The following is a 24,339-nucleotide window of genomic DNA, read 5'->3' on the forward strand; positions in this document are numbered from 1 at the left end:
GGACGCCGCCCATTCTGCCCTGACCGCCCGATCAGCCCTCCGCCGGGCGTACCGCCGCCTGCACGGCCGGCTCCGCGACCCCGTCCACGGCCGGCTCCGCGACCACCTCCGCGGCCGGCTCCGCCCGCGCCGCCGGAACCTCCCCGCGACGGCCCGGCGACACCTCCAGCGGATACACCGGGGGAGTCCCCCCGAACTCCGGACACACCGCCTGATGATCACACCAGCCGCACAGCTTCGTCGGCCGCGGACGCCAGTCGCCCGTCTCCGTCGCCTCCCGGATCGCCTCCCACAGCGCGAGCAGCTTGCGCTCCACCCGCTCCAGATCCGCCACCACCGGGTCGTACGTCAGCACGTCCCCACTGCCCAGGTACACCAGCTGGAGCCGCCGCGGCACCACCCGCTTCAGCCGCCACACCACCAGCGCGTAGAACTTCATCTGGAACAGCGCGCCCTCGGAGTACTCCGGCCGCGGCGCCTTCCCCGTCTTGTAGTCGACGATCCGCACCTCGCCCGACGGCGCGACGTCCACCCGGTCGATGATCCCGCGCAGCCGCAGCCCCGAATCCAGCTCCGTCTCCACGAAGAACTCCCGCTCCACCGGCTCCAGCCGCGTCGGGTCCTCCAGCGTGAACCACCGCTCCACCAGCGCCTCGGCCTCCGTCAGCCACCGCGCCAGCCCCGCGCCCGCGTCGTCCCGCGGGAACAGCTCCGCCAGCTCCGGCTTCGCCTCCAGCAACCGGTCCCACTGCCCCGGGACCAACGCCTTCGCCCGCGGCACCGTCCGCTCCGTCGCCGGATGATCGAACAACCGCTCCAGCACCGCGTGCACCAGCGTCCCCCGGGTGGCCGCCGCACTGGGCTTCTCCGGAAGCCGGTCGATCACCCGGAACCGGTAGAGCAGCGGACACTGCATGAAATCGCCGGCCCGCGAAGGGGACAGCGACGTGGGCGCCACAGCGCGCCGCGCCGCGGCGGCATCGGCTGCGCCTGGCACGGCACCGGAGCTCGTCGTCATGGACAAAACCCTACGACCCGCGACCGACAGCACGCGCATACCATCGACTCCGGGGCCCCGCGCACTGCATGATCGGAGCACCACACCCCACCGAAACGCGACACCAGCCCCACCCGCACCACCGGAAACACGATCCCCCGGGCTACGTCCGAGGGAACCCCCAGAACGAAGGACAGCCGTGGCAGACACCGACGAAACCGGCGAGCGCGGAGGACGGCGCTCCGGACCGGGCGGCGGACTCCTCATGGGCCGCCCCTTCGGCGTACCCGTCTACGTCTCGCCCAGCTGGTTCCTCGTCGCCGCCCTCATCACCTGGGTCTTCGGCGACCAGCTCGACCGCATCCTCCCCGACCTCGGACCCGTCCGCTACCTCGTCTCCCTCTTCTTCGCCGTCGCCTTCTACGCCTCGGTCCTCGTCCACGAACTCGCCCACACCGTCGCCGCCCTGCGCTTCAAGCTCCCCGTGCGCCGCATCCGGCTCCAGTTCTTCGGCGGAGTCTCCGAGATCGAGAAGGAATCCGAGACCCCCGGCCGCGAATTCGTCCTCGCCTTCGTCGGCCCCCTCCTCTCCCTCCTCCTCACCGGAGCCTTCTACCTCGGCATGAAGGCCGTCGACCCCGCCACCGTCCCCGGCGTCCTCCTCGCCGGCCTCATGATCTCCAACCTCCTCGTCGCCGCCTTCAACCTCCTCCCCGGCCTCCCCCTCGACGGCGGCCGCATGCTCCGCGCCGTGATCTGGGGCATCACCGGCAAACCCATGGCCGGCACCGTCGCCGCCGCCTGGATCGGCCGCGCCCTCGCCGTCGCCGTCCTCCTCGGCCTCCCCCTCCTCACCCACACCGGCGCCCTCGGCACCCGCACCGAGCCCATCGGCGGCATGGACACCGTCATGGACGCACTGCTCGCCGCGATCCTCGCCGCCATCATCTGGACCGGAGCCGGCAACAGCCTCCGCATGGCCCGCCTGCGCGAACACCTCCCCGGCCTGCGCGCCCGCACCCTCACCCGCCGCGCCATCCCCGTCGAGAACGCCACCCCGCTCTCCGAAGCCCTCCGCCGGGCCAACGAAGCCGGCGCCCGCGCCCTCGTCGTCGTCGACGGACAGGGCGACCCCACCGCCATCGTCCGCGAGAGCGCCATCGCCTCCGTCCCCGAACACCGCCGCCCCTGGATCGCCGTCAGCACCCTCGCCCAGGACCTCACCGACGGCATGCGGGTCTCCGCCGACCTCAACGGCGAAGAACTCCTCGACCACCTCCGCGCCACCCCCGCCACCGAGTACCTCGTCCTCGAACCCGGCGGCGAGATCTACGGCGTCCTGTCCACCCTGGACGTCGAGAAGGCCTTCGTGAAGGCCATGGCGCGGCCCCAGTCCTGAAGCCAATACACTGGTCACATGTCCGAACCGACCGGTGCCGCCCGCCGACGCGGGCCCTTCGAGGTCGGGGACCAGGTTCAGCTCACCGACCCCAAGGGCCGCCACTACACGTTCACGCTCGAAGCCGGGAAGAATTTCCACACCCACAAGGGTTCCTTCCCGCACGACGAGCTGATCGGTGCTCCCGAGGGCAGTGTTGTCCGTACCACGGGCAACGTCGCGTACCTCGCGCTGCGTCCCCTGCTCCCCGACTATGTCCTGTCCATGCCCCGCGGTGCCGCCGTGGTCTACCCCAAGGACGCGGGCCAGATCCTGGCCTTCGCCGACATCTTCCCCGGCGCACGTGTCGTCGAGGCGGGCGTCGGATCCGGCTCCCTGAGCAGCTTCCTGCTGCGCGCCATCGGCGACCAGGGCATGCTCCACAGCTACGAGCGCCGCGCGGACTTCGCCGAGATCGCGACCGCCAACGTCGAGCGGTACTTCGGCGGGCCGCACCCCGCGTGGCAGCTGACCGTCGGCGACCTCCAGGACAACCTGTCCGACACGGACGTCGACCGCGTCATCCTCGACATGCTCGCCCCCTGGGAGTGCCTGGAGGCCGTCTCCAAGGCCCTGGTACCCGGCGGCATCCTGTGCTGCTACGTCGCCACCACCACCCAGCTCTCGCGCACCGTCGAGTCCATCCGCGAGTTCGGCTGCTACGCCGAGCCGCAGCCGTGGGAATCGATGATCCGCAACTGGCACGTGGAAGGCCTCGCGGTCCGCCCCGACCACCGCATGATCGGCCACACCGGCTTCCTCGTCACCGCCCGCCGCCTCGCCGACGGCGTCGAGCCGCCCATGCGCCGCCGCCGCCCCTCCAAGGGCGCGTACGGCGAGGACTACGACGGCCCCGGCAGCGACCGGTCCGCCTGACCCCTGCCGCGGCCCGGCCGCCGCGGACGACGACCGACCGGCCGCACCGCACGCCCAACACGAAGGCGCTGTGGCGCAGTTCCCCCGACGAACCGGGAACTGCGCCACAGCGCCTTTTCGTTGTCATGTACGTGGGGCCGTCCTGCCCGGACCCAGCCGTTCCGCCGCCGTGTGAGGTGTGGCACGATGCTGGCTCCCCGTCACCCGCCCCGTCACCCGTCACCCGTCGCACAGGAGACACCCCGCGTGCTGCACAGCCCCGCCGAGCCGGCGCCGACCTCGGAAACCCTCGCGCACAGCGGCACCAAGCCCGTCCACTGGCTCGCCACGGCCACCGCCGTCGCCGCCGTCATAGCCGCCGCGGGACTCGTCCAGCCCGCCGCCGGCGCATCCACCACCACCGCGACCGCACCCGCCGCGAACGGTCCGCAGGCCGCCGCCCCCGCCCTCACCGCGGACGCCCCCGACGCCGCGGCCGTCACCTACCCGCTCGACTGCAAGGGCGCCCCCCAGGCCGTCACCGCCACCGCCCGGGGCGACCTCGACGGCGACGGCCGCCAGGAGACCGTCGCGGCCGTCCGCTGCGACGCGGGCTCGGGCACCCCGCCCCACGCCCTCTACGTCCTCACCCGGGACCGCACCGAAGGCGCACCACCCCGGGTCGTGGCCACCCTCCTCGGCGCAGACCGGCGCCAGACGGTCACCGACCTCACCGTGAGCGACGGCGCCGTCACCGCGACCCTCCTCGGCTACTCCTCGCCGGAGGTCCCGCGCTACAGCCCGGACGTCAAGAAGCTCGCCAAGTGGCGCTGGACCGGCGGAAAATTCCGCCAGGAGCTGACGGACCCGTCCGCCAAGAGTGTTTGAACCGTCACTCGGCGTCGGGACCGAAGACTTCCACCCTGTCCGAAACGCGCCTTACGTGAATGCAGTCACCCGGACATTCCTTCGCCGAGTCCACCACGTCCTGGAGCAGCGTCAGCGGAACCGGAGTCGTCGCCCCCGCGTCCTGCAGGAGCTCGTCCTCCCCGCTCTTCACATACGCCAGACCGTCGATGTCCAGCTCGAACACCTCCGGCGCGTACTGCGCGCAGATGCCGTCCCCGGTGCAGAGGTCCTGATCGATCCAGACCTCAAGGGGCTCTCCGGCCTCACCGACGCCGCCCGTCGGAGCCTCCTGCTGCACGGTCATATCTCCTGCCGTTTCCTGCGCTGAGTGATCCACCCCGGTCACAACGCCGCGGCAAGTCGCGCGGGCTCTGACGGGTGTTGAACACTTCGACCTTACAACCGGGCGCATCCCGAGTTTGATGGGTGGGTATTTCCTTGGCGTGAGGGAGTACGCAAGGGTGAAGATCGGACACACCCCTACCGTCTTTGTGATCTAGGGGTTTCAATCACCACCAGCCCAGGTAGGGTCAGGAAGCGTCCAGCTCCCCTTGGAGGAGGTGAGGACCGTGGCAGCCCACGACGACGACATCAACCGCGGCATCCGGCCCGGGCGAGGGTCTGAGGACCCCGCCGGCCAGGTTGCCTTTCTCGAGCAGGAAATCGCCGTCCTGCGACGTAAGCTCGCCGACTCTCCGCGACACACGAGGATTCTCGAAGAGCGGATCGTCGAGCTACAGACAAATCTGGCCGGCGTCTCCGCTCAGAACGAACGACTCGCGAACACGCTCCGCGAGGCCCGCGACCAGATCGTGGCCCTCAAGGAGGAAGTCGACCGGCTCGCACAGCCGCCGGCCGGCTTCGGTGTCTTCCTGCAGGCCAACGAGGACGGCACCGTCGACATCTTCACCGGCGGCCGAAAGCTCCGCGTGAACGTCAGCCCCAGCGTCGAACCGGAAGAGCTCCGGCGCGGCCAGGAGGTCATGCTCAACGAGGCCCTCAACGTGGTCGAGGCCATGGCGTACGAGCGGGCCGGGGACATCGTCACCCTCAAGGAGATCCTCGAGGACGGCGAGCGCGCCCTGGTAGTCGGGCACACCGACGAGGAAAGGGTGGTGAGGCTCGCCGAGCCGCTCCTGGACATCACCATCCGCCCCGGCGACGCCCTCCTGCTCGAACCCCGCTCCGGCTACGTCTACGAGGTCGTCCCCAAGAGCGAGGTCGAGGAACTCGTCCTCGAAGAGGTCCCGGACATCGACTACGACAAGATCGGCGGCCTGGGCGACCAGATCGAGCTGATCCGCGACGCCGTCGAGCTCCCGTACCTCTACCCGGACCTGTTCAAGGAACACGAACTGCGGCCGCCCAAGGGCATCCTGCTCTACGGCCCGCCCGGCTGCGGCAAGACGCTCATCGCCAAGGCCGTCGCCAACTCCCTTGCCAAGAAGGTCGCCGAGGTCACCGGCCAGCCCGCCGGGAAGTCCTACTTCCTGAACATCAAGGGCCCCGAGCTCCTCAACAAGTACGTCGGCGAGACCGAGCGGCACATCCGCCTCGTCTTCCAGCGTGCACGGGAGAAGGCGAGCGAGGGCACCCCCGTCATCGTCTTCTTCGACGAGATGGAATCCCTCTTCCGCACCCGCGGATCCGGAGTCAGCTCGGACGTGGAGAACACCATCGTCCCCCAGCTGCTCGCCGAGATCGACGGCGTGGAGGGCCTGGAGAACGTCATCGTCATCGGCGCCTCCAACCGCGAGGACATGATCGACCCGGCCATCCTGCGCCCCGGCCGCCTCGACGTGAAGATCAAGATCGAGCGTCCGGACGCCCAGGCGGCCAAGGACATCTTCGCGAAGTACCTCAAGGCCTCGCTGCCCCTCCACCCGGACGACCTGTCCGAGCACCAGGGCTCGACCGCCGGCACCGTCCACAGCATGATCCAGACCGTCGTCGAGCAGATGTACGCCGAAACCGAGGAGAACCGCTTCCTCGAGGTCACGTACGCCAACGGCGACAAGGAAGTCCTCTACTTCAAGGACTTCAACTCGGGCGCGATGATCCAGAACATCGTCGACCGTGCGAAGAAGATGGCCATCAAGGACTTCCTCGAGCACAACCAGAAGGGCCTCCGCGTCGCCCACCTCCTCCAGGCTTGCGTGGACGAGTTCAAGGAGAACGAGGACCTGCCCAACACCACCAACCCGGACGACTGGGCCCGGATCTCCGGAAAGAAGGGCGAGCGGATCGTATTCATCCGCACGCTCGTCACCGGAAAGCAAGGAGCGGACACCGGACGCTCCATCGACACGGTGGCCAACACCGGTCAGTACCTCTGACGAAGCGGAGCGGCTGCGGATGCCCTCCCGGGCATCCGCAGCCGACTGCTTTACCGACTGCTTTTCAGCCGGTGACCACGCACATTCAATGACGGAAACGATCTCCCCACGAGCGCTCAGTGGTCATAGGCTCTTCCGTACCGCCGGACGCGCAGTGCGGGGACGGGCACCGCACAGACACACGCACCGGAGCACCAGCGGTACTTGAGCGCCGCCCCCGAAGGGGGGCGCCGCCGGGCAAGGAGGGCCGCATGACCGTACGGCGAGTAATGGGGATCGAGACGGAGTACGGGATCTCCGTCCCGGGGCACCCGAACGCCAATGCCATGCTCACCTCGTCCCAGATCGTCAACGCCTACGCGGCGGCGATGCACCGGGCGCGACGCGCCCGCTGGGACTTCGAGGAGGAGAATCCGCTGCGGGACGCCCGCGGCTTCGACCTCGCCCGCGAGGCCGCCGACAACAGCCAGCTGACCGACGAGGACATCGGCCTCGCCAACGTCATCCTCACCAACGGCGCACGGCTCTACGTCGACCACGCGCACCCCGAGTACAGCTCGCCCGAGATCACCAACCCGCTCGACGCCGTGCTCTGGGACAAGGCCGGCGAGCGGATCATGGCCGAGGCCGCCGTACGGGCGGCCCAGCTGCCCGGAGCGCAGCCCATCCACCTCTACAAGAACAACACCGACAACAAGGGCGCCTCCTACGGCACGCACGAGAACTACCTGATGAAGCGGGAGACCCCCTTCTCGGACATCGTGCGCCACCTGACCCCCTTCTTCGTCTCCCGCCAGGTCGTCACCGGCGCGGGACGCGTCGGCATCGGCCAGGACGGCCGCGAACACGGCTTCCAGATCAGCCAGCGCGCGGACTACTTCGAAGTCGAGGTGGGCCTGGAAACCACCCTCAAGCGCCCCATCATCAACACGCGCGACGAACCCCACTCGGACGCCGAGAAGTACCGCCGGCTCCACGTGATCATCGGCGACGCCAACCTGTCCGAGATCTCCACCTACCTCAAGCTCGGCACGACGGCCCTGGTCCTGTCCATGATCGAGGACGGGTTCATCAACGTCGACCTCGCCGTGGACCAGCCGGTGCGCACCCTGCACCAGGTCTCCCACGATCCGGACCTGGGGCACCTGATCACGCTGCGCAGCGGACGGACCCTCACCGCCGTGCAGCTCCAGATGGAGTACTTCGAGCTGGCCAGGAAGTACGTGGACGAGCGCTTCGGCTCCGACGCGGACGACCAGACCCGGGACGTGCTGGCCCGCTGGGAGGACGTACTGGGCCGGCTGGAGACCGACCCGATGAGCCTGTCGGGCGAGCTGGACTGGATCGCCAAGCGGGAGATCCTGGAGGGCTACCGGCGCCGGGACGGGCTGGAGTGGGACGCGGCCCGGCTGCACCTGGTGGACCTCCAGTACGCGGACGTACGACCGGAGAAGGGCCTGTACAACCGCCTGGTCGCCCGCGGCAAGATGCAGCGGCTCCTGGAGGAGCCGGCGGTCGACCGGGCGCAGAGCAAGCCCCCGGAGGACACCCGGGCGTACTTCCGCGGCCGCTGCCTGGAGCAGTACGCGGACGACGTGGCGGCGGCCTCCTGGGACTCGGTGATCTTCGACCTGCCGGGCCACGACTCGCTCCAGCGGGTCCCCACGCTGGAGCCGCTGCGGGGCACCAGGGCCCACGTGAAGGAGCTCCTGGACCGGTGCCGCACGGCGGAGGATCTGGTGCGGGTGCTTTCGGGCCGCTGAATGCGGCTGAAAGGCCCCGGGTCCGGGAATCATGAAGACAGCCGGACGTTATGCCGGGACCTTTTGAACAACTGCGGGGACGAATGTCGGACCCTCCTTGTAGGGTCCGACGTAAGGTCTGATCTTGAGGGAGCCCCGAATCCCGGGGTCCCTCGACGTGAGCGTGCGAACCGAGCGGGGTGAGGTAGACATGGCGACCAAGGACACCGGCGGCGGACAGCAGAAGGCGCAGCGCTCGACCGAGGAGGTCGAGGAGGCGGCGGTCGAGGAGACCACCGATCTCAAGGAGCGCCAGGAGAAGCTCTCCGACGACGTCGACTCCGTACTTGACGAGATTGACGATGTACTCGAAGAGAACGCCGAGGACTTCGTGCGCTCATTTGTGCAGAAAGGCGGCGAATAGGCGCAATGTCCGATTCGCCGAGCGGGAGGCAGTGCCGACGCTGTCTTGAGGTGCTTGAGCCTGACTCGTTCGCGATGGATCGGAATCGCCCCGACGGGCTCCAGACGCGGTGCCGCAGATGCCTCTCGGAGTACTGCGCAGAGCGCTACCGGGCTCGTCGGGCCGCTGAGGGCAAGATCGTCCGCGAGAAGTTTCAGGTGCCCGACGGGCACAAGCTGTGCCGGACGTGCGGAGAGGTCAAGCCGCACAGTGAATGGCACCGCCGGACGAGTGCACCTGATGGTCTTGCCACGCGGTGCAAGGAATGTCGGAAGCCCGTGGACCGGGCTGGGCATCTGAAGCGCAAGTACGGCATCACCGAGGCCGAACGTGACCTGATGATCGCCGCTCAGGGTGGGCTCTGCTGTCTCTGCCAACGGGCTCCTGCCGCACATGTGGATCACTGCCACAAGACGGGTAGGGTCCGTGGCGTACTTTGCTTCAACTGCAACGTGGGCCTCGGCCTATTGAAGGAAAGTCCCGACCGTATTCGTCGGGCAGCCGAATATCTGGAGGGAACGCGTGGAAGCCAACACTCGTAGTACTGGGCGTCTACCGGCTGCCTTCCTGACGCCGGGCTCGTCCTCCTTCATGGATTTCCTGGGCGCGCACTCGCCCGAGATGCTGCCCGGCAACCGCAGGCTGCCGGACGGTGTGATCGAGGCGCCGCACGGGACGACCATCGTGGCCGCCACCTTCCCCGGCGGGGTCGTGCTCGCCGGTGACCGGCGGGCGACCATGGGGCACATGATCGCCCAGCGGGACATCGAGAAGGTGTTCCCGGCGGACGAGTACTCCGCGGTCGGCATCGCCGGTACCGCCGGCCTGGCCGTGGAGATGGTCAAGCTGTTCCAGCTGGAGCTGGAGCACTTCGAGAAGGTGGAGGGGGCGACCCTTTCGCTGGAGGGCAAGGCGAACCGCCTGTCCACCATGATCCGGAGCAATCTGGGCATGGCGATGCAGGGGCTGGCCGTCGTGCCGCTCTTCGCGGGGTACGACGAGGCCAAGGAGAAGGGCCGGATCTTCTCCTACGACGTGACCGGCGGCCGCTCCGAGGAGCACGGCTACGCCGCGACCGGTTCGGGCTCGATCTTCGCCCGCGGTTCGATGAAGAAGCTCTACCGTCCCGACCTGACGGAGGAGCAGGCCACCACGCTGGTCGTCCAGGCGCTCTACGACGCCGCCGACGACGATTCGGCGACCGGCGGGCCGGACCTGTACCGCCACATCTACCCGATCGTCACCGTGATCACGGACGAGGGGTTCCGCAGGCTGACCGACGACCAGTCGCAGGAACTGGCCCGTACGGTCACCAACCGTCGGCTGGAGCAGCCCGACGGCCCGCGCGCCGCCCTGCTCTGACCATCCGCCGCCCCGTAGGAGCCCAGAAGAAAGGGACGGACAGCCGGTGTCGACTCCGTTCTATGTGTCACCCCAGCAGGCCATGGCGGACCGGGCGGAATACGCCCGCAAGGGCATCGCCCGCGGTCGCAGCCTCGTCGTGCTCCAGTACGCCGACGGCATCGTGTTCGTCGGCGAGAACCCCTCTCGCGCGCTGCACAAGTTCAGCGAGATCTACGACCGGATCGGCTTCGCGGCCGCCGGCAAGTACAACGAGTACGAGAACCTGCGGATCGGTGGTGTGCGCTACGCGGACCTGCGTGGATACACCTACGACCGCGACGACGTGACGGCCCGTGGGCTGGCGAACGTCTACGCCCAGACGCTCGGCACCATCTTCTCCTCGGCCGGCGAGAAGCCGTACGAGGTGGAGCTGGTGGTGGCCGAGGTCGGGGCGACCGCGGCGGGCGACCAGATCTACCGGCTGCCGCACGACGGGTCGATCGTGGACGAGCACGGCTCGGTCGCGGTCGGCGGGAACGCCGAGCAGATCAGCACCTTCCTGGACCAGAGGCACCAGGACGGGATGACCCTGGCCGAGGCGTTGAAGCTGGCGGTGCAGGCGCTGTCCAGCCAGGCGAACGGTGCCGACAAGGCGATTCCGGTGGAGCGGCTGGAGGTCGCGGTGCTGGACCGGACGCGGTCGCAGCAGCGCAAGTTCAAGCGGATCCGGGGCCGGCAGCTGGCGCGGCTGCTGGAGGCGGACGTTCCGGCGGCCGCGCAGGCGGATGCCGTGTCGAACGACGAGGCGCCGGAGGACGACGCCGAGTAGCAGTGGTCCGGGGAGCCCCGGTCCGCCCCGCGTGGGGTGGGCCGGGGCTTTCGCGCGTGCGGGGCCGGTGCGGGGTCAGCTGGTCGGGGCGGGGCCGGTGGAGCCGCGGACGACGAGGTGGACGGGGAGGTCGGGGGCGGTCCACGGGGTGCCGTCGAGGACGGCGAGGAGGGCGGCCATGCCGTGTTCGCCGACGCGTTCGGCGGGGAGGTGGACGGTGGTGAGCTCGGGTTCGACGGCGGTGGCCAGGGCGAGGTCGTCGAAGCCGGTGACGGAGAGGTCGTCGGGGACGCGCAGGCCGAGGCGGCGGGCGGCCTTGCAGGCGCCGGCGGCGAGGATGTCGTCGTCGCAGACGACGGCGGTGGGGCGTCCGCCCGGGGCCGTCAGGGCGCTCTCCACGGCCGTACGGGCGCCGTGCACGGTGAGGGGGGCCCGTGCGGTGCGCAGCTCGGCGGAGGGGCTCAGGAGGGCGCTGAGGGCTTCGGCGCGGATGTCGAAGGTCCAGGAGTCGACGGCGGAGGCGAGGTGGAGGATGCGCCGGTGGCCGAGGGCGAGGAGGTGTTCGGTGACCTGGCGCATGCCGTCGGCCATGGCGAGGTTGACGTGGGCGGCGGCTCCGGGGGCGGCGGGGTCGCTGTCGAGCATGACGAGGGGGAGGCCGGTGCCGCCGGCGCCGCCGAGGGCGGTGAGGGTGTCGGTGGCCATGGAGGAGGCGATGACGCCGTCAAGGGCGGCTCGGGCGGAGGCGAAGGGGTCGCGGGCGGGGCCGGTGCCGTCGGGGGAGGGGTAGAGGACGACGCCGAAGCCGTGTTCGGCGGCGACGCGGGCGGCGCCGGTGTAGACGCGGGCGAAGAACTCGTTGGTGAGGGCGGGGACGACGAGGAGGGCGGTGCGGGTGGAGCCGAGGCGGAGGTTGCGGGCGGCGAGGTTGGGGCGGTAGCCGAGGTGTGCGGCGGCTTCGCGGACGAGGCCGGCGGTGCGTTCGGAGACGCGGCCGCGCCATTTGTCGCCGAGGACCAGGGAGACGGTGGCCTGGGAGACCCCGGCGGCGGCGGCCACGTCGCGGCTGGTGGGTCTCGTCACAGGGGGTCTCCCGGAGTGCTGGTGGGGCGGGGGTGGGGGTGGGGTGGTGCGGTGCGCGGGGTGGACCGGCGGACTGCGGCCATGGTACGTATGACGCGTCAAGTTATACGTATTACCCCGGCTGGGGCCGGGCGGAGAGGGGCGGACATGGCCGCGGGATACGCGGAGCTGCTCAGGACCCGGCATGCCGCGAGGCTGCTGGTGGGCACGCTCGTGGGGCGGCTGCCGAACGCCGTCGCGCCGATCGCGATCGTGTTGTTCACGCGCGCCGAGGGGGGCTCCTACAGCCTGGCGGGCGCGCTGGCCGCGGCGTACGGCGTGGCGAACGCGGTGGGTCAGCCGTTGCTGGGGCGGGCCGTGGACCTCTTCGGGCAGCCGCGGGTCCAGCTGCCCGCGGCGGTGGTGTCGGCGCTGGGCATGGTGTGGCTGACGGTGGCCGGAACGGGGTCGGTGGCGGTGGCGTACGCCGCGGTGGTGGTGGCGGGACTGCTCACGCCGCCGCTGGAGGGCGGGCTGCGGGCGCTGTGGCCGGGGGTGCTGGGCGGCAAGGAGGAGCGGGTGCACGCCGCGTATGCGATGGACGCGGTGGCGCAGGAGATCATGTTCACCGTCGGCCCGCTGCTGGTGACGCTGTGCGTGGCGCTGTGGAGTCCGGGGGCGGCGCTGCTCGTGCTGAACGCGGTGGGCGTGCTGGGCGCGCTCTCGGTGGTGGTGAGCGAGCCGTCGCGCACGTGGCGTTCGGAGCCGCGGGAGGCGCACTGGCTGGGCGCGCTGCGCTCGCGGGGGCTGCTGGCGCTGCTGGGGGCGTTCTTCTTCGTGGGGACCGCGCTGGGCTCCATCACGGTGGCGGGCGTGGCGTACGCGGACGGCCACGGGGGTCAGGCCGTGTACGGGTGGATGATGGCGGCGCTGGGTCTGGGCGCGCTGGTCGGCGGGGTGTTCTACGGGTCGCGGCAGTGGCCGGGTGCGCCGGAGACGCGGCTGCGGCTGCTGATCGCGCTGCTGGCGGTCTGCTACCTGCCGCTGATGCTGACTCCGGGGCCGGTGGCGATGTCGGCGCTGGCGGCGCTGGCGGGGGTGTTCCTGGCGCCGGCGCTGGCGTGTGCGTTCATCGTGGTGGACCGGCACGCTCCGGTGGGCACGGTGACGGAGGCGTTCTCGTGGCTGGTGACGTTCTTCGGGGTGGGTGCGGCGATCGGTACGGGCGCCGCGGGGCCGGCCGTGGAGCTGGGTGGTACGGCGACGGGCTTCGGTGTGGCGGGCGTGGCGGGTGCGGCGGCACTGCTGGTGCTGACGGTCACTCAGCGGGCGCTGGCAACTCCGGGTCCGGGCCGGGCGGTGGCGGATGCGCCGGAGGGGTCGTCAGGGGCGCCGTCCGGGGCGGTCTCCGAGGTGTCCTCGGGGGGCTGAACGGCGGGCGGGCGGGGGGTCCGGCGGGGGTCTCATCGGAAAATGATCGAAACGGCGCTCTCGAACTCGGTTTCAGAACAGGGCCAGAGGCGTAATGTTCAGTCATGGACCGCCGCATTTTCGGGCTGGAGAACGAGTACGGCGTCACGTGCACGTTCAGGGGACAGCGCCGACTGTCTCCTGACGAAGTGGCGCGCTACCTCTTCCGCCGTGTTGTGTCATGGGGCCGCAGCAGCAATGTCTTCCTGCGGAACGGCGCCCGCCTGTACCTCGACGTGGGGTCGCATCCGGAATATGCAACACCGGAATGCGACAACCTGACCGAACTGGTCACCCACGACAAGGCCGGCGAGCGCATTCTCGAAGGACTGCTCGTCGATGCCGAGCGCCGCCTGCACGAGGAGGGAATCGCGGGCGACGTCTATCTCTTCAAGAACAACACCGACTCGGCGGGCAATTCGTACGGTTGCCACGAGAACTACCTGGTGGCCCGGCACGGGGAATTCTCCCGCCTGGCGGACATCCTCATTCCGTTCCTGGTCACGCGGCAGCTGATCTGCGGTGCGGGCAAGGTGCTGCAGACGCCGCGGGGTGCGGTGTACTGCGTGAGCCAGCGGGCCGAGCACATCTGGGAGGGCGTGAGCTCCGCGACGACCCGTTCCCGGCCGATCATCAACACCCGGGACGAGCCGCACGCGGACGCCGAGCGGTACCGCCGGCTGCACGTGATCGTCGGGGACTCGAACATGTCCGAGACGACCATGCTGCTCAAGGTCGGCGCGACCGACCTGGTGCTGCGCATGATCGAGGCGGGCACGGTGATGCGGGACCTGACCCTGGAGAACCCGATCCGGGCCATCCGCGAGGTCAGCCACGACATCACGGGCCAGCGCAAGGTGCGCCTGGCGAGCGGCCGGGAGGCCTCGGCGCTGGAGATCCAGCGCGAGTACTACGACAAGGCCGTGGACTTCGCCGAGCGCCGGGGCATCCGCACCGGTGTGGTGGACCAGGTGCTGGAGCTGTGGGGCCGGACCCTCGACGCGATCGACGCCGAGGACCTGGACCGGATCGGGACCGAGATCGACTGGGTCATGAAGTACCAGCTGATCGAGCGGTACCGGGCCAAGCACAACATGACCATGTCGAACCCGCGGGTGGCTCAGATAGACCTCGCCTACCACGACATCCACCGCCGGCGCGGGCTGTACTACCTGCTGGAGCGCAAGGGGCAGGCGGCGCGGATCTGCAACGACCTCAAGATCTTCGAGGGCAAGTCGGTGCCCCCGCAGACGACGAGGGCGCGGCTGCGCGGCGACTTCATCCGCCGGGCGCAGGAGCAGCGGCGGGACTTCACGGTCGACTGGGTGCACCTGAAGCTCAATGACCAGGCGCAGCGGACGGTGCTGTGCAAGGACCCGTTCCGGTCGGTGGACGACCGGGTGGAGAAGCTGATCGCCGGTATGTAGGACCGCGGTGTGACATCGCGCTGATCTTCCCCAGGGCCCCGTACGCGTCTCGTACGGGGCCCTGCGCACGGCTTAGAGTGGCGGCGACCGCCTTGTCGTCTGAGATCTGAGGAACACGTGCGCCGACTTGCCGGCCTGCTGGTCGTACCCCTTCTGCTGCTGTCGACAGCGGCGTGTGGTGATGACAGCGGCTCCGACTCCAGCCAGATGAAGAACGGGGTGCCCGCGATCACGAAGGGCGCCAAGTTCGGGGAGGAGCCCACCCTGTCGCAGGGCAAGGGCGAGCCGCCGAAGGAACTGAAGGTGGAGGTCATCAGCGAGGGCAAGGGCCCGGCGCTGAAGAAGGGCGACATCGCCCAGGTGAACTACCTCGGCCAGGTGTGGGACGGCAAGGAGCCGTTCGACGCCAGCTTCGGCAAGGGCAAGCCGTTCGACGTCACCATCGGTGCGGGCATGGTCATCAAGGGCTGGGACCAGGGCCTGGAGGGCCAGAAGGTCGGCAGCCGCGTCGAGCTCGTGATCCCGCCGGCGCTGGGCTACGGCGAGCAGGGTTCGGGCGACAAGATCAAGCCGAACGCGACGCTGGTCTTCGTCGTGGACATCGTCAAGGGCACGACCGTCCCGGTCTCGGCGACGGGCAAGGAAGTCGCCCAGGAGAACAAGGACCTGCCCAAGGTCGGTACGAACACGGACGGCAAGGAAGTCGCCGTGACCGTTCCGAAGGACGTGACACCGCCGGCGAAGCTGGTGTCGAACTACGTCCTGGAGGGTGACGGCGAGGCGGTGAAGGACTCCGGCAGCGTCGTCGTGAAGTTCCACGGCAAGACGTGGAAGGACGACAAGACCTTCGAAAGCACGTACGCCAACGACACCACGGTCACCTGGCCGATGGAGCAGCTGTCGGTCAAGGGTCTGAAGGAAGGCCTCATCGGCAAGAAGGTCGGCAGCCGCGTCCTGCTGGTCATCCCGCCGGACATGGCCTTCGGTGACAAGGAGCAGGGGACGATCCCGGCGAATTCGACGCTGGTCTTCAGCCTCGACATCCTCGCGGTGATGTAAGACTGTTCCGGTTGTCCTCCCGGCCACCGCCGGGCGGGGCCCCTGTCCGCAGCTATGAGGAGCAGTTCCGTGAGCATCGAGAAGCCCGAGATCGACTTCCCCGAGGGCGACGTCCCCACCGACCTCGTCATCGAGGACATCTGGGAGGGCGACGGCGCCGAGGCCAAGGCCGGATCCAGGGTCTCCGTCCACTACGTGGGCGTGGCCTTCTCCACCGGTGAGGAGTTCGACGCGTCCTGGGGCCGCGGCGCGCCGCTGCAGTTCCAGCTCGGTGTCGGCCAGGTCATCTCCGGATGGGACCAGGGCGTCCAGGGCATGAAGGTCGGCGGCCGCCGCAAGCTGACGATCCCGGCGCACCTCGCGTACGGCGACCGCGGCGCGGGCGGTGCCATCAAGCCGGGCGAGACGCTGATCTTCGTCTGCGACCTGATGGGCGCCTGATCCGCCCGCAGTGAAGCAGTGGGGCCCCCGCCGGTCGGCGGGGGCCCTCGCTTTTGTCCGGGCGCGCCGGGGCGGTACGGTCAACGGTCACGAGGGTGTGTCGAGAGGCGGGGGAACGGCGTCGATGGCGATTGCCAAGGCCGAGAGGCTGATGAATCTGGCGCTGTGCCTGCTGGGGACCCGTCGACCCCTCAGCAAGCGCGAGCTGCGCGGTTCCATCGAGGCCTACATGGAGGCCGGCAACGACGAGTCCTTCAACCGCATGTTCGAGCGGGACAAGGACGACCTCCGGGAACTCGGCCTGGTCATCGAGACCGTGGAGAACCTGGACGGCGACACCGGCTACCTGGCCCGCCGGGACAGCAACCGGCTACCGCCTGTCTGCCTGGACGCCGAGGAGGCCGCCGCCCTGGGTCTCGCCGCGAAGGTCTGGCAGCAGGCGCGCCTGGCGGGTGCCGCCAGCGGCGCCCTGCAGAAGCTGCGCGCCGGCGGGATGCCGGAGGCGGGGGACCCTTACGAGGGCCAGCACAGTGCCATCGAGCCGCGCATCCCGGTCCACGAGGCGGCCTTCGAGCCGCTGATGCTGGCCTGCCGGGACCGTCGGCCGGTGTCCTTCGACTACCGCAAGTCCAACGCGGCGCGGCCCGAGGCCCGGCAGGTCGAGCCCTGGGCGCTGGAGTGCTGGCGGGGGCACTGGTACCTGGCGGGCTACGACCGCGACCGCGGGGCGGAGCGGGTGTTCCGGCTCTCCCGGATCACCGGGAAGGTCCGTTCCCGGGCGGCGAAGTACACCGCCGAGGTGCCCGACGTGGTGACCGTGCGGGAGACCGTGGCGAGCTGGGCCGGGGAGGGGGCGGAGCGGTCCGCGCTGATCCGGCTGCGCGCCGGGGCGGGGTACCCGCTGCGGGCCAAGGCCACCGCCGTGCGCGAGGGCGCCGCGGGCTGGGACGAGCTGGAGATCCCGTACGGGCACGGCCTCGACGCCTGGCTGGTGGAGTTCGGGCCCGACGTGGTGGTCGTGGAGCCCGCCGATCTCCGGGCCGACGTGGTGGACCGGCTCCGCGCCGTGGCCAAGGGCTGACCGGCCCGCCGGGCCGGACCCGAGGGTCCGGCGCCGCACTCCGCGCAACCGCGCCATCCGCAAGCACGCCCTGAGGGGGAGACGTACCAGCATGGCTGCCAACGCCATCGACCAGACCCGCCGGATGCTGTCCCTGGTGACCTACCTGCGCGAGCGCCCCGGGGCGCACGTCGCCGACGTCGCGCGCGCCTTCGGGATCACCGAGGACGAGCTGATCTCGGACCTCGACGTGCTGCCCATGTGCGGGACCAGCTTCCGCGGCGGCGACCTGCTCGACATCGACACCGACGGGGAGCGCATCTGGTGGCGCAACCCCGACGCCTCGGGGGAGTCCACGGCCGAGCCGCTGCGCCTGGCGGCCGACGAGGCGACCGCGCTGCTGGTCGCCGCCCGCGCGGTGGCCACCCTGCCGGGCCTGCGCGAGAGCGACCGGGACGCCCTGCTGCGGGCCACCGCCAAGCTGGAGGCGGCCGCGGGGGAGGTCGCGGGGGCCAGTTCGCGGCTGTCGGTGACCTTCGAGTCCGAGGGCGGGGTCTTCGCCGACGTCGACCGGGCCATCGCGGAGCGCCGACGGGTGTGGCTGCGGTACTACTCGCCCGCGCGCGACGAGCTGACCGAGCGCAAGGTCGACCCGATCCGGCTCTTCGCGGTGGGGCACACGTACATGGAGGGCTGGTGCCACCTCTCGGAGGCCCGGCGCACCTTCCGCCTCGACCGGGTCGCGGAGATCCGGATCCTGGACGAGCGCGCCGACCCGCCCGCGATCGAGCCGCGCGACCTGTCCGAGGGGCTCGTGCAGCCGGCCGCCGAGGACCCGGAGGTCGTGGTCGAGGTCGGTCCCGGCGGCCGCTGGGTCGCCGAGTACTACCCGCACGACAGTGCCGAGGAGCTGCCCGACGGCGGCCTGCGGATCACCCTGCGCAGCCCGGATCCGGGGTCGCTGCGCCGGCTCGCGCTGCGGCTGGGCCGCGAGGGCCGGATCGTCGTTCCCGCAGAGCTGGCGGAGAGCGCGCGGAGCGCCGCTCGAGAAGCGCTCGCGGGGTACGGGGAACAGGTCTGAGGGGAGCGTCGGTCGATGTCGCGCACGTCCGGGCCCGTCGCCTTCAAGGCGGCCTGTCCCGATTGCCGGTCCCGGTTCGAGCTGGACGCGGGCGCCCTGCGCCTGGCGATCGGCGTCAGCCGGCGGACCACGTTCTACTCGTTCACCTGTCCCGAGTGCGGCGCCGCCGTCCGCAAACCGGCCGGTGAGCGCATCGTGGAGCTGCTGACCGGGGGCGGCGTGAGCACCCTGCGCAGCGTCTGACGCGCCCGGTGCCCTAGGCTCGTCCCCATGCTGTGGCCGATGATCGCAATTGCCCTGGGCTTCCTCGGGGTCGCCGTCCTCGCCGTCCTGGCGCTGCGGGTCCACCTGGAGGTGCGCAGGCTGTCCGGCCAGGTCGCGCGGGCGAGCCGGCGGATCTCCGACGCCTCGGGGGACCTGGAGCGGGCGGCGGCCGACCTGGCCCGCGCGGGACGCACCGTACGCCCGTAGAACCGGGACGAAACCGTGTGAACGGGGCGTGAAGAAGGGCGTCCGGGGTGAGCGCGACGTCGCCGGGGGATTGCCGGGCGTTAACCCCCTGGGGTTACGATCCTCGGTAGAGACAGTCCTAGGCGCCCGTCGGGTGTGCTGTGAACCTCGGAGAAAAGGAAGAACCTATGTTCGGCAACCTCAGGGGTTGGGAAATCTTCGTCATTCTCGGGGTCATCATCCTCCTGTTCGGTGCGAAGAAGCTCCCGGACATGGCCCGCTCCCTCGGCAAGTCGGCCCGCATCCTCAAGAGCGAGGCCAAGGCCATGAAGAAGGAGGGCGAGGCCGACGACGCGGCCGCCCCCGCCCCCACCGTCGCGGACGCCGCCCCGCAGCAGCCGGTCGTGCCCCGCACCATCCAGGCCGCGCCCGGTGACGTGACCAGCTCGCGGCCCGTCAGCGAGCCGAACCGCACCACCCAGGGCTGACCCAAGCCGCACACGCCAGCCAACTGCAACGAGCCAAGGGACGTGGGTTGCTCAAGTCTGCCCGCAAGCAGGGGAAAGCGGACAAGGACGCCGAAGGGCGGATGCCTCTTGTCGAGCACCTGCGTGAGCTGAGAAACCGTCTGCTGAAGTCGGTCCTGGCGATCCTCCTGATCACCATCGTGTCGGCCTTCTTCTACAAGGAACTCATCGACTTCATGCTGAAGCCGATGCTGGATTCCGTCGGCTGCACCGGCGGGGTGGTCTCGCAGCGCAACGGCCGCCCCTGCGCCGACATGACGGTGAACGGCCTCATCGCGCCGTTCTCGATCGCCCTGAAGGTCTCCCTCACCGCCGGTGTGGTGCTGTCCGCGCCGGTGTGGCTCTACCAGCTGTGGGCGTTCACCGCCCCCGGCCTGCACAGCCACGAGAAGAAGTACGCGATGAGCTTCGTCGCGGTCGGCGCGCCGCTGTTCGGCGCCGGCGCGGTGCTCGCGTACAAGGTCCTCCCGCAGACCGCGACGGTCCTGCTGGAATTCACCCCCGACAACGCGCGCAACCTGCTGCCGGTCGACGACTACCTCGACCTGGTCACGCGCATGGTCGTCGTCTTCGGCCTGGCCTTCGAGCTGCCGCTGCTGCTGATCCTGCTGAACATCACCGGAGTGCTCACCGCGAAGCGGCTGGCGAGCTGGTGGCGGGCCATGGTCCTCGGGATCACGGTGTTCGCCGCGTTCGCCACGCCCACCGGCGACCCGCTCACGATGCTGTCCCTCGCCGTCCCCATCGTGGCCCTCTACTTCCTCGCGCTCGGCATCTGCCTGGTCAACGACCGCCGCCGCCGGCGGAGCAACCCCGACGCGGAACTGAGCGATGACGAGGCCTCCCGGCTCGACCTCACCCCCGAGCCCGTCGGGCGGATCGAACCGGCCCCGGCCCCCGCGGCCCTGCCCGGCCAGGCCGACGGCGGACGCCAGCGGATCAACGGGTACGACGACGCGACCTGACAGGTACATTCCGGAGCGTGAGCTCTGAGATCACCCTCTTCGTCAATCCCACCGCCGGACGCGGCCGGGGCGCGCACGCCGCGCAGCCGGCCGCTTCCGCGTTGCGGGAGGCCGGCTTCCGCGTGCGGACCGTCCTGGGTGCCGACGGACCGGACGCGCTGGCCCGGCTGCGGGCCGCCGTCGCCGCCGGCACGGGCGCGGTGGTCGCGGTCGGCGGCGACGGCATGGTCTCCCTGGCGCTCCAGGCCCTGGCACGGACGCGGGTGCCGCTCGGCGTGGTCGCGGTGGGCACCGGAAACGACTTCGCGCGCTCGATGGGGCTGCCCGTACGGTCGCCCGCGCAGGCGGGCCGGCTCGCCGCCGAGGCCCTCAAGGAGGGCCGGATCCGCGAGATCGACCTGGGACTCGCCGCCGGCACCTGGTACGGGACGGCGCTGTGCTCCGGCTTCGACTCGCGGGTCAACGACCGGGGCAACCGGATGCGGCTTCCGGCGGGCCGCTTCACGTACGACCTGGCGATGGTCGCGGAACTGGCCCGCTTCCGGCCCTTCCCCTACCGGATCACCCTGGACGACGGCCCGGTCATCGAGACCGAGGCCACGCTGGTCGCCGTCGGCAACGGAACCTCCTACGGGGGCGGGATGCGGATCTGCGCGGACGCCGTACCCGACGACGGGCTCTTCGACGTGACGGTCGTCGGCGACTGCGGCCGGGCCACGCTGCTGAAGGTGTTCCCGCAGGTCTACCGGGGCACCCACCTCGCCCACCCGAAGGTGACCGTGCACCGCGCGGCCCAGGTGACCCTGGAGGCGGCGGGGATCACCGCGTACGCGGACGGCGAGCCGCTGGGGCCGCTGCCGGTGACCGCGCGGTGCGTGCCGGGGGCCCTGCGGCTCCTCGTGTAGCGGCCGCCGCGGGCCCTGCCGCGAGCCCCCTCGGGAACCCCGCCGGGAGCCCCCTCGGGAACCCCGTCGTGCTCCGCTTAAATGATCGCGACTGTTGTCAGGGGTGGCGGGTAGGCTCGATCCCAAGATGACCGAAGAACTCTCACCCGCCGACCGGTACGCCGCGTTCCGGCGCCGCGCCGCCGAAGAGGCCACCGCGCTGCACCCCTTCCGCGAGATGTACGCGTTCGAGCTGGACCCGTTCCAGATCGAGGCGTGCAAGGCCCTGGAGGCCGGCAAGGGCGTCCTGGTGGCCGCCCCGACCGGCTCGGGGAAGACGATCGTCGGCGAGTTCGCCGTGCACCTGGCCCTCCAGCAGGGCCGCAAGTGCTTCTACACGACGCCGATCAAGGCACTGTCGAACCAGAAGTTCGCCGACCTCGTCAAGCGCTACGGCGCCGACAAGGTGGGCCTGCTGACCGGCGACAACAGCGTCAACGCCGACGCGCCGGTGGTCGTGATGACCACCGAGGTCCTCCGCAACATGCTGTACGCGGGCTCACAGGCGCTGCGTGGCCTCGGCTACGTCGTGATGGACGAGGTGCACTACCTCTCCGACCGGTTCCGCGGGGCCGTCTGGGAAGAGGTGATCATCCACCTCCCCGAGTCGGTGACCCTGGTCTCCCTGTCGGCCACGGTGTCCAACGCCGAGGAGTTCGGCGACTGGCTGGACACCGTGCGCGGCGACACCGAGGTCATCGTCTCCGAGGAGCGGCCCGTACCGCTCTGGCAGCACGTCATGGCCGGGCGCCGCATCTTCGACCTGTTCGAGGAGGAGTCCGACCACGGCGGCCGCGGCTCCGCGCGCCGGGAGGTCAACCCCGACCTGCTGCGCATGGCGCGCGAGGAGAACAGCCGCTCGTACAGCCCCAAGGACCGGCGGCGCGGGAAGATGGTCCGCGAGGCCGACCGGGAGCGCGAGCGGCGCTCGCGCGGCCGGATCTGGACCCCGTCGCGGCCGGAGGTCATCGCCCGCCTCGACAACGACGGGCTGCTGCCCGCCATCAACTTCATCTTCAGCCGGGCCGGCTGCCAGGCCGCCGTCCAGCAGTGCCTGTACGCGGGCCTGCGGCTCAACGACGACTCCGCTCGCCTCAAGGTCCGCGAGATCGTCGAGGCGCGCACCTCCTCCATCCCCACCGAGGACCTGCACGTCCTGGGGTACTACGAGTGGCTGGAAGGCCTGGAGCGGGGCATCGCCTCGCACCACGCGGGCATGCTGCCCACCTTCAAGGAGGTCGTGGAGGAGCTGTTCGTCCGCGGCCTGGTCAAGGCCGTCTTCGCCACCGAGACCCTGGCGCTGGGCATCAACATGCCCGCGCGCACGGTGATCCTGGAGAAGCTGGTCAAGTGGAACGGCGAGCAGCACGCCGACATCACCCCCGGCGAGTACACGCAGCTGACCGGCCGGGCCGGCCGCCGCGGGATCGACGTCGAGGGCCACGCCGTCGTGCTCTGGCAGCGCGGCATGGACCCGGTGGGCCTCGCCGGACTCGCGGGCACCCGTACGTATCCGCTGCGCTCCAGCTTCAAGCCCTCGTACAACATGGCCGTGAACCTCGTCAGCCAGTTCGGGCGGCACCGCTCGCGCGAACTGCTGGAGACCTCCTTCGCGCAGTTCCAGGCCGACCGCTCGGTCGTCGGGATCTCCCGGCAGGTGCAGCGCAACGAGGAGGGCCTGGAGGGCTACCAGGAGGGCATGACCTGCCACCTGGGGGACTTCGAGGAGTACGCGCGGCTGCGCCGCGACCTCAAGGACCGCGAGACCGACCTGGCCAAGCAGGGCGCGGCCCAGCGGCGGGCGCAGGCGGCCAGTTCGCTGGAGAAGCTCAAGCCGGGCGACATCATCCACGTGCCGAGCGGCAAGTTCGCCGGGCTGGCGCTCGTCCTGGACCCGGGCGTGCCGGCCGGGCGGGTCAACGGGCACCGCGGACACGAGTACACCGAGGGGCCGCGGCCGCTGGTGCTCACCTCCGAGCGGCAGGTCAAGCGGCTCGCCGCGATCGACTTCCCGGTACCGGTGGAGCCCCTCGACCGGATGCGGATCCCCAAGACCTTCAACGCCCGTTCCCCGCAGTCCCGTCGGGACCTGGCCTCGCAACTGCGGACCAAGGCCGGCGACTTCAGGCCCGGGCGGGCGCCCCGCGGGCGGGCCGCGGCGGCCGACGACCGCGAGATCGCGCGGCTGCGCGCGGCGCTGCGGGCGCACCCCTGCCACGGGTGCGACGAGCGCGAGGACCACGCCCGCTGGGCGGAGCGCTACCACCGGCTCCAGCGCGACACCCGGCAGCTGGAGCAGCGCATCGAGGGCCGGACGAACACCATCGCCCGCACCTTCGACCGCATCCACGCGCTGCTCACCGATCTGGACTACCTGCGCGAGGACGAGGTCACCGCGCACGGCAAGCGGCTCGCCCGGCTGTACGGGGAGCTCGACCTGCTGGCGTCCGAATGCCTGCGCGAGAAGGTCTGGGAGGGCCTGAGCCCGGCCGAACTGGCCGCCTGCGTCTCCGCGCTGGTCTTCGAGGCCCGGCAGTCCGACGACGCGGTCGCGCCGAAGGTGCCCGGGGGCGCGGCGAAGGCGGCGCTGGGCGAGATGATCCGCATCTGGGGCCGGCTCGACGCGCTGGAGGAGGAGCACGGCATCAGCCAGACGGAGGGCGTGGGCCAGCGCGAGCCGGACCTCGGCTTCGCGTGGGCGGCCTACCAGTGGGCCTCCGACAAGAGCCTGGACGAGGTGCTGCGCGAGGCGGAGATGCCGGCCGGTGACTTCGTGCGCTGGTGCAAGCAGGTCATCGACGTGCTCGGCCAGGTGGCCGCGGCGGCGCCCTCGGCGTCCGGCGACAGCGGGAGCACGGTGGCGCGCAACGCCCGCAAGGCCGTGGAAGGCCTCCTGCGGGGTGTAGTGGCCTACAGCTCGGTCGGCTAGGCGCTTTTGGG

Annotated in this window: 24 protein-coding genes; 21 read left to right on the plus strand and 3 right to left on the minus strand. The window is 70.7% G+C overall.

The window, feature by feature from the left end; genetic code table 11:
• Nucleotides 1-31: 31 nt before the first annotated feature.
• The gene (locus ACZ6S8_RS13030; RefSeq protein ID WP_469455097.1) at nt 32-916 is read right to left on the minus strand and encodes a RecB family exonuclease; all 885 of its coding nucleotides are present in this window, start codon (nt 914-916) and stop codon (nt 32-34) included.
• A gap of 280 nt (nt 917-1,196) precedes the next feature.
• On the opposite strand from ACZ6S8_RS13030, the gene ACZ6S8_RS13035 reads away from it, so the two are divergent.
• From ACZ6S8_RS13035 to ACZ6S8_RS13045, 3 genes are all read left to right on the plus strand, one after another.
• A complete protein-coding gene (locus ACZ6S8_RS13035) occupies nt 1,197-2,396 on the plus strand; it encodes a site-2 protease family protein (protein ID WP_469455099.1) in 1,200 nt (399 codons plus the stop codon).
• 18 nt (nt 2,397-2,414) lie between these two features.
• Nucleotides 2,415-3,311, plus strand: a complete 897-nt coding sequence (locus ACZ6S8_RS13040; protein ID WP_030233594.1) for a tRNA (adenine-N1)-methyltransferase — start codon at nt 2,415-2,417, stop codon at nt 3,309-3,311.
• Between the two features lie 246 nt (nt 3,312-3,557).
• Entirely contained in the window at nt 3,558-4,178 is a 621-nt protein-coding gene (locus ACZ6S8_RS13045; RefSeq protein ID WP_469455100.1) for a hypothetical protein, read from the plus strand.
• Between the two features lie 4 nt (nt 4,179-4,182).
• On the opposite strand, the gene ACZ6S8_RS13050 is transcribed toward ACZ6S8_RS13045, so the two are convergent.
• A complete protein-coding gene (locus ACZ6S8_RS13050) occupies nt 4,183-4,503 on the minus strand; it encodes a ferredoxin (protein WP_351276132.1) in 321 nt (106 codons plus the stop codon).
• Nucleotides 4,504-4,768: 265 nt separating this feature from the next.
• Here ACZ6S8_RS13050 and arc point away from each other — a divergent pair, with 265 nt between their 5' ends.
• From arc to prcA, 6 genes are all read left to right on the plus strand, one after another.
• Nucleotides 4,769-6,535, plus strand: a complete 1,767-nt coding sequence (arc, locus tag ACZ6S8_RS13055) for a proteasome ATPase (RefSeq protein ID WP_383927481.1) — start codon at nt 4,769-4,771, stop codon at nt 6,533-6,535.
• Between the two features lie 251 nt (nt 6,536-6,786).
• Nucleotides 6,787-8,298 carry a depupylase/deamidase Dop gene (gene dop, locus ACZ6S8_RS13060; protein WP_469455102.1) on the plus strand — a complete coding sequence of 504 codons (1,512 nt, stop codon included), beginning with the start codon at nt 6,787-6,789 and terminating at the stop codon, nt 8,296-8,298.
• A 190-nt stretch (nt 8,299-8,488) separates the two neighbouring features.
• Nucleotides 8,489-8,701, plus strand: a complete 213-nt coding sequence (locus tag ACZ6S8_RS13065) for a ubiquitin-like protein Pup (RefSeq protein WP_351276126.1) — start codon at nt 8,489-8,491, stop codon at nt 8,699-8,701.
• Between the two features lie 377 nt (nt 8,702-9,078).
• Nucleotides 9,079-9,282 (plus strand): endonuclease VII domain-containing protein, encoded by a 204-nt coding sequence (locus ACZ6S8_RS13070; RefSeq protein ID WP_469455464.1) that lies wholly within the window; start codon nt 9,079-9,081, stop codon nt 9,280-9,282.
• Nucleotides 9,263-10,102, plus strand: a complete 840-nt coding sequence (gene prcB, locus ACZ6S8_RS13075) for a proteasome subunit beta (protein ID WP_469455105.1) — start codon at nt 9,263-9,265, stop codon at nt 10,100-10,102. The genes ACZ6S8_RS13070 and prcB overlap by 20 nt, the downstream gene beginning before the upstream one ends.
• Before the next feature lie 46 nt (nt 10,103-10,148).
• Nucleotides 10,149-10,913: a proteasome subunit alpha gene (gene prcA / locus ACZ6S8_RS13080; RefSeq protein WP_469455106.1), complete on the plus strand. Its 765-nt coding sequence runs from the start codon at nt 10,149-10,151 to the stop codon at nt 10,911-10,913.
• Nucleotides 10,914-10,988: 75 nt separating this feature from the next.
• Here the strand turns inward: prcA and ACZ6S8_RS13085 are convergent, their stop codons facing one another.
• The gene (locus ACZ6S8_RS13085; protein ID WP_469455108.1) at nt 10,989-11,996 is read right to left on the minus strand and encodes a LacI family DNA-binding transcriptional regulator; all 1,008 of its coding nucleotides are present in this window, start codon (nt 11,994-11,996) and stop codon (nt 10,989-10,991) included.
• A 147-nt stretch (nt 11,997-12,143) separates the two neighbouring features.
• Between ACZ6S8_RS13085 and ACZ6S8_RS13090 the strand changes: the two genes are divergently transcribed.
• The 12 genes from ACZ6S8_RS13090 (at nt 12,144) to ACZ6S8_RS13145 (ending at nt 24,328) form a co-directional block, all read left to right on the plus strand.
• A complete protein-coding gene (locus ACZ6S8_RS13090) occupies nt 12,144-13,406 on the plus strand; it encodes an MFS transporter (RefSeq protein ID WP_469455110.1) in 1,263 nt (420 codons plus the stop codon).
• Nucleotides 13,407-13,510: 104 nt separating this feature from the next.
• Nucleotides 13,511-14,872 carry a Pup--protein ligase gene (pafA, locus tag ACZ6S8_RS13095; protein WP_030768414.1) on the plus strand — a complete coding sequence of 454 codons (1,362 nt, stop codon included), beginning with the start codon at nt 13,511-13,513 and terminating at the stop codon, nt 14,870-14,872.
• Nucleotides 14,873-14,989: 117 nt separating this feature from the next.
• A complete protein-coding gene (locus ACZ6S8_RS13100) occupies nt 14,990-15,931 on the plus strand; it encodes an FKBP-type peptidyl-prolyl cis-trans isomerase (RefSeq protein WP_469455111.1) in 942 nt (313 codons plus the stop codon).
• A 69-nt stretch (nt 15,932-16,000) separates the two neighbouring features.
• Nucleotides 16,001-16,372 carry an FKBP-type peptidyl-prolyl cis-trans isomerase gene (locus tag ACZ6S8_RS13105; protein WP_469455113.1) on the plus strand — a complete coding sequence of 124 codons (372 nt, stop codon included), beginning with the start codon at nt 16,001-16,003 and terminating at the stop codon, nt 16,370-16,372.
• Between the two features lie 124 nt (nt 16,373-16,496).
• The gene (locus ACZ6S8_RS13110; protein ID WP_469455114.1) at nt 16,497-17,453 is read left to right on the plus strand and encodes a helix-turn-helix transcriptional regulator; all 957 of its coding nucleotides are present in this window, start codon (nt 16,497-16,499) and stop codon (nt 17,451-17,453) included.
• 91 nt (nt 17,454-17,544) lie between these two features.
• On the plus strand, nt 17,545-18,513 hold the full coding sequence (locus tag ACZ6S8_RS13115; protein WP_469455115.1) for a helix-turn-helix transcriptional regulator: 969 nt from the start codon (nt 17,545-17,547) through the stop codon (nt 18,511-18,513).
• A 15-nt stretch (nt 18,514-18,528) separates the two neighbouring features.
• A complete protein-coding gene (locus tag ACZ6S8_RS13120; protein ID WP_383927519.1) occupies nt 18,529-18,756 on the plus strand; it encodes a CpXC domain-containing protein in 228 nt (75 codons plus the stop codon).
• Between the two features lie 27 nt (nt 18,757-18,783).
• Complete coding sequence (locus ACZ6S8_RS13125; protein WP_469455116.1) at nt 18,784-18,984, plus strand: hypothetical protein; 201 nt, start codon at nt 18,784-18,786, stop codon at nt 18,982-18,984.
• A 167-nt stretch (nt 18,985-19,151) separates the two neighbouring features.
• Nucleotides 19,152-19,451, plus strand: coding sequence for a Sec-independent protein translocase subunit TatA (gene tatA, locus ACZ6S8_RS13130; protein WP_469455117.1), 300 nt, complete (start codon nt 19,152-19,154; stop codon nt 19,449-19,451).
• A gap of 47 nt (nt 19,452-19,498) precedes the next feature.
• Nucleotides 19,499-20,455 carry a twin-arginine translocase subunit TatC gene (gene tatC / locus ACZ6S8_RS13135; RefSeq protein WP_469455119.1) on the plus strand — a complete coding sequence of 319 codons (957 nt, stop codon included), beginning with the start codon at nt 19,499-19,501 and terminating at the stop codon, nt 20,453-20,455.
• A 17-nt stretch (nt 20,456-20,472) separates the two neighbouring features.
• Nucleotides 20,473-21,360: a diacylglycerol kinase gene (locus ACZ6S8_RS13140; protein WP_469455121.1), complete on the plus strand. Its 888-nt coding sequence runs from the start codon at nt 20,473-20,475 to the stop codon at nt 21,358-21,360.
• Nucleotides 21,361-21,487: 127 nt separating this feature from the next.
• Nucleotides 21,488-24,328: a DEAD/DEAH box helicase gene (locus ACZ6S8_RS13145; protein ID WP_469455122.1), complete on the plus strand. Its 2,841-nt coding sequence runs from the start codon at nt 21,488-21,490 to the stop codon at nt 24,326-24,328.
• Nucleotides 24,329-24,339 lie beyond the last annotated feature (11 nt).

The sequence above is a fragment of the Streptomyces sp. NPDC048461 genome (genome assembly GCF_055587105.1).

Excerpts from the sequence above, each read along its gene's own strand:
- ACZ6S8_RS13030 (WP_469455097.1), bottom strand. The coding sequence starts at position 916 with ATGCAGTGTCCGCTGCTCTACCGGTTCCGGGTGATCGACCGGCTTCCG.
- ACZ6S8_RS13040 (WP_030233594.1), top strand. The coding sequence starts at position 2,415 with ATGTCCGAACCGACCGGTGCCGCCCGCCGACGCGGGCCCTTCGAGGTC.
- ACZ6S8_RS13050 (WP_351276132.1), bottom strand. The coding sequence starts at position 4,503 with ATGACCGTGCAGCAGGAGGCTCCGACGGGCGGCGTCGGTGAGGCCGGA.
- dop (WP_469455102.1), top strand. The coding sequence starts at position 6,787 with ATGACCGTACGGCGAGTAATGGGGATCGAGACGGAGTACGGGATCTCC.
- ACZ6S8_RS13065 (WP_351276126.1), top strand. The coding sequence starts at position 8,489 with ATGGCGACCAAGGACACCGGCGGCGGACAGCAGAAGGCGCAGCGCTCG.
- ACZ6S8_RS13070 (WP_469455464.1), top strand. The coding sequence starts at position 9,079 with ATGATCGCCGCTCAGGGTGGGCTCTGCTGTCTCTGCCAACGGGCTCCT.
- ACZ6S8_RS13090 (WP_469455110.1), top strand. The coding sequence starts at position 12,144 with ATGGCCGCGGGATACGCGGAGCTGCTCAGGACCCGGCATGCCGCGAGG.
- pafA (WP_030768414.1), top strand. The coding sequence starts at position 13,511 with ATGGACCGCCGCATTTTCGGGCTGGAGAACGAGTACGGCGTCACGTGC.
- ACZ6S8_RS13110 (WP_469455114.1), top strand. The coding sequence starts at position 16,497 with ATGGCGATTGCCAAGGCCGAGAGGCTGATGAATCTGGCGCTGTGCCTG.
- ACZ6S8_RS13115 (WP_469455115.1), top strand. The coding sequence starts at position 17,545 with ATGGCTGCCAACGCCATCGACCAGACCCGCCGGATGCTGTCCCTGGTG.
- ACZ6S8_RS13120 (WP_383927519.1), top strand. The coding sequence starts at position 18,529 with ATGTCGCGCACGTCCGGGCCCGTCGCCTTCAAGGCGGCCTGTCCCGAT.
- ACZ6S8_RS13125 (WP_469455116.1), top strand. The coding sequence starts at position 18,784 with ATGCTGTGGCCGATGATCGCAATTGCCCTGGGCTTCCTCGGGGTCGCC.
- tatA (WP_469455117.1), top strand. The coding sequence starts at position 19,152 with ATGTTCGGCAACCTCAGGGGTTGGGAAATCTTCGTCATTCTCGGGGTC.
- ACZ6S8_RS13145 (WP_469455122.1), top strand. The coding sequence starts at position 21,488 with ATGACCGAAGAACTCTCACCCGCCGACCGGTACGCCGCGTTCCGGCGC.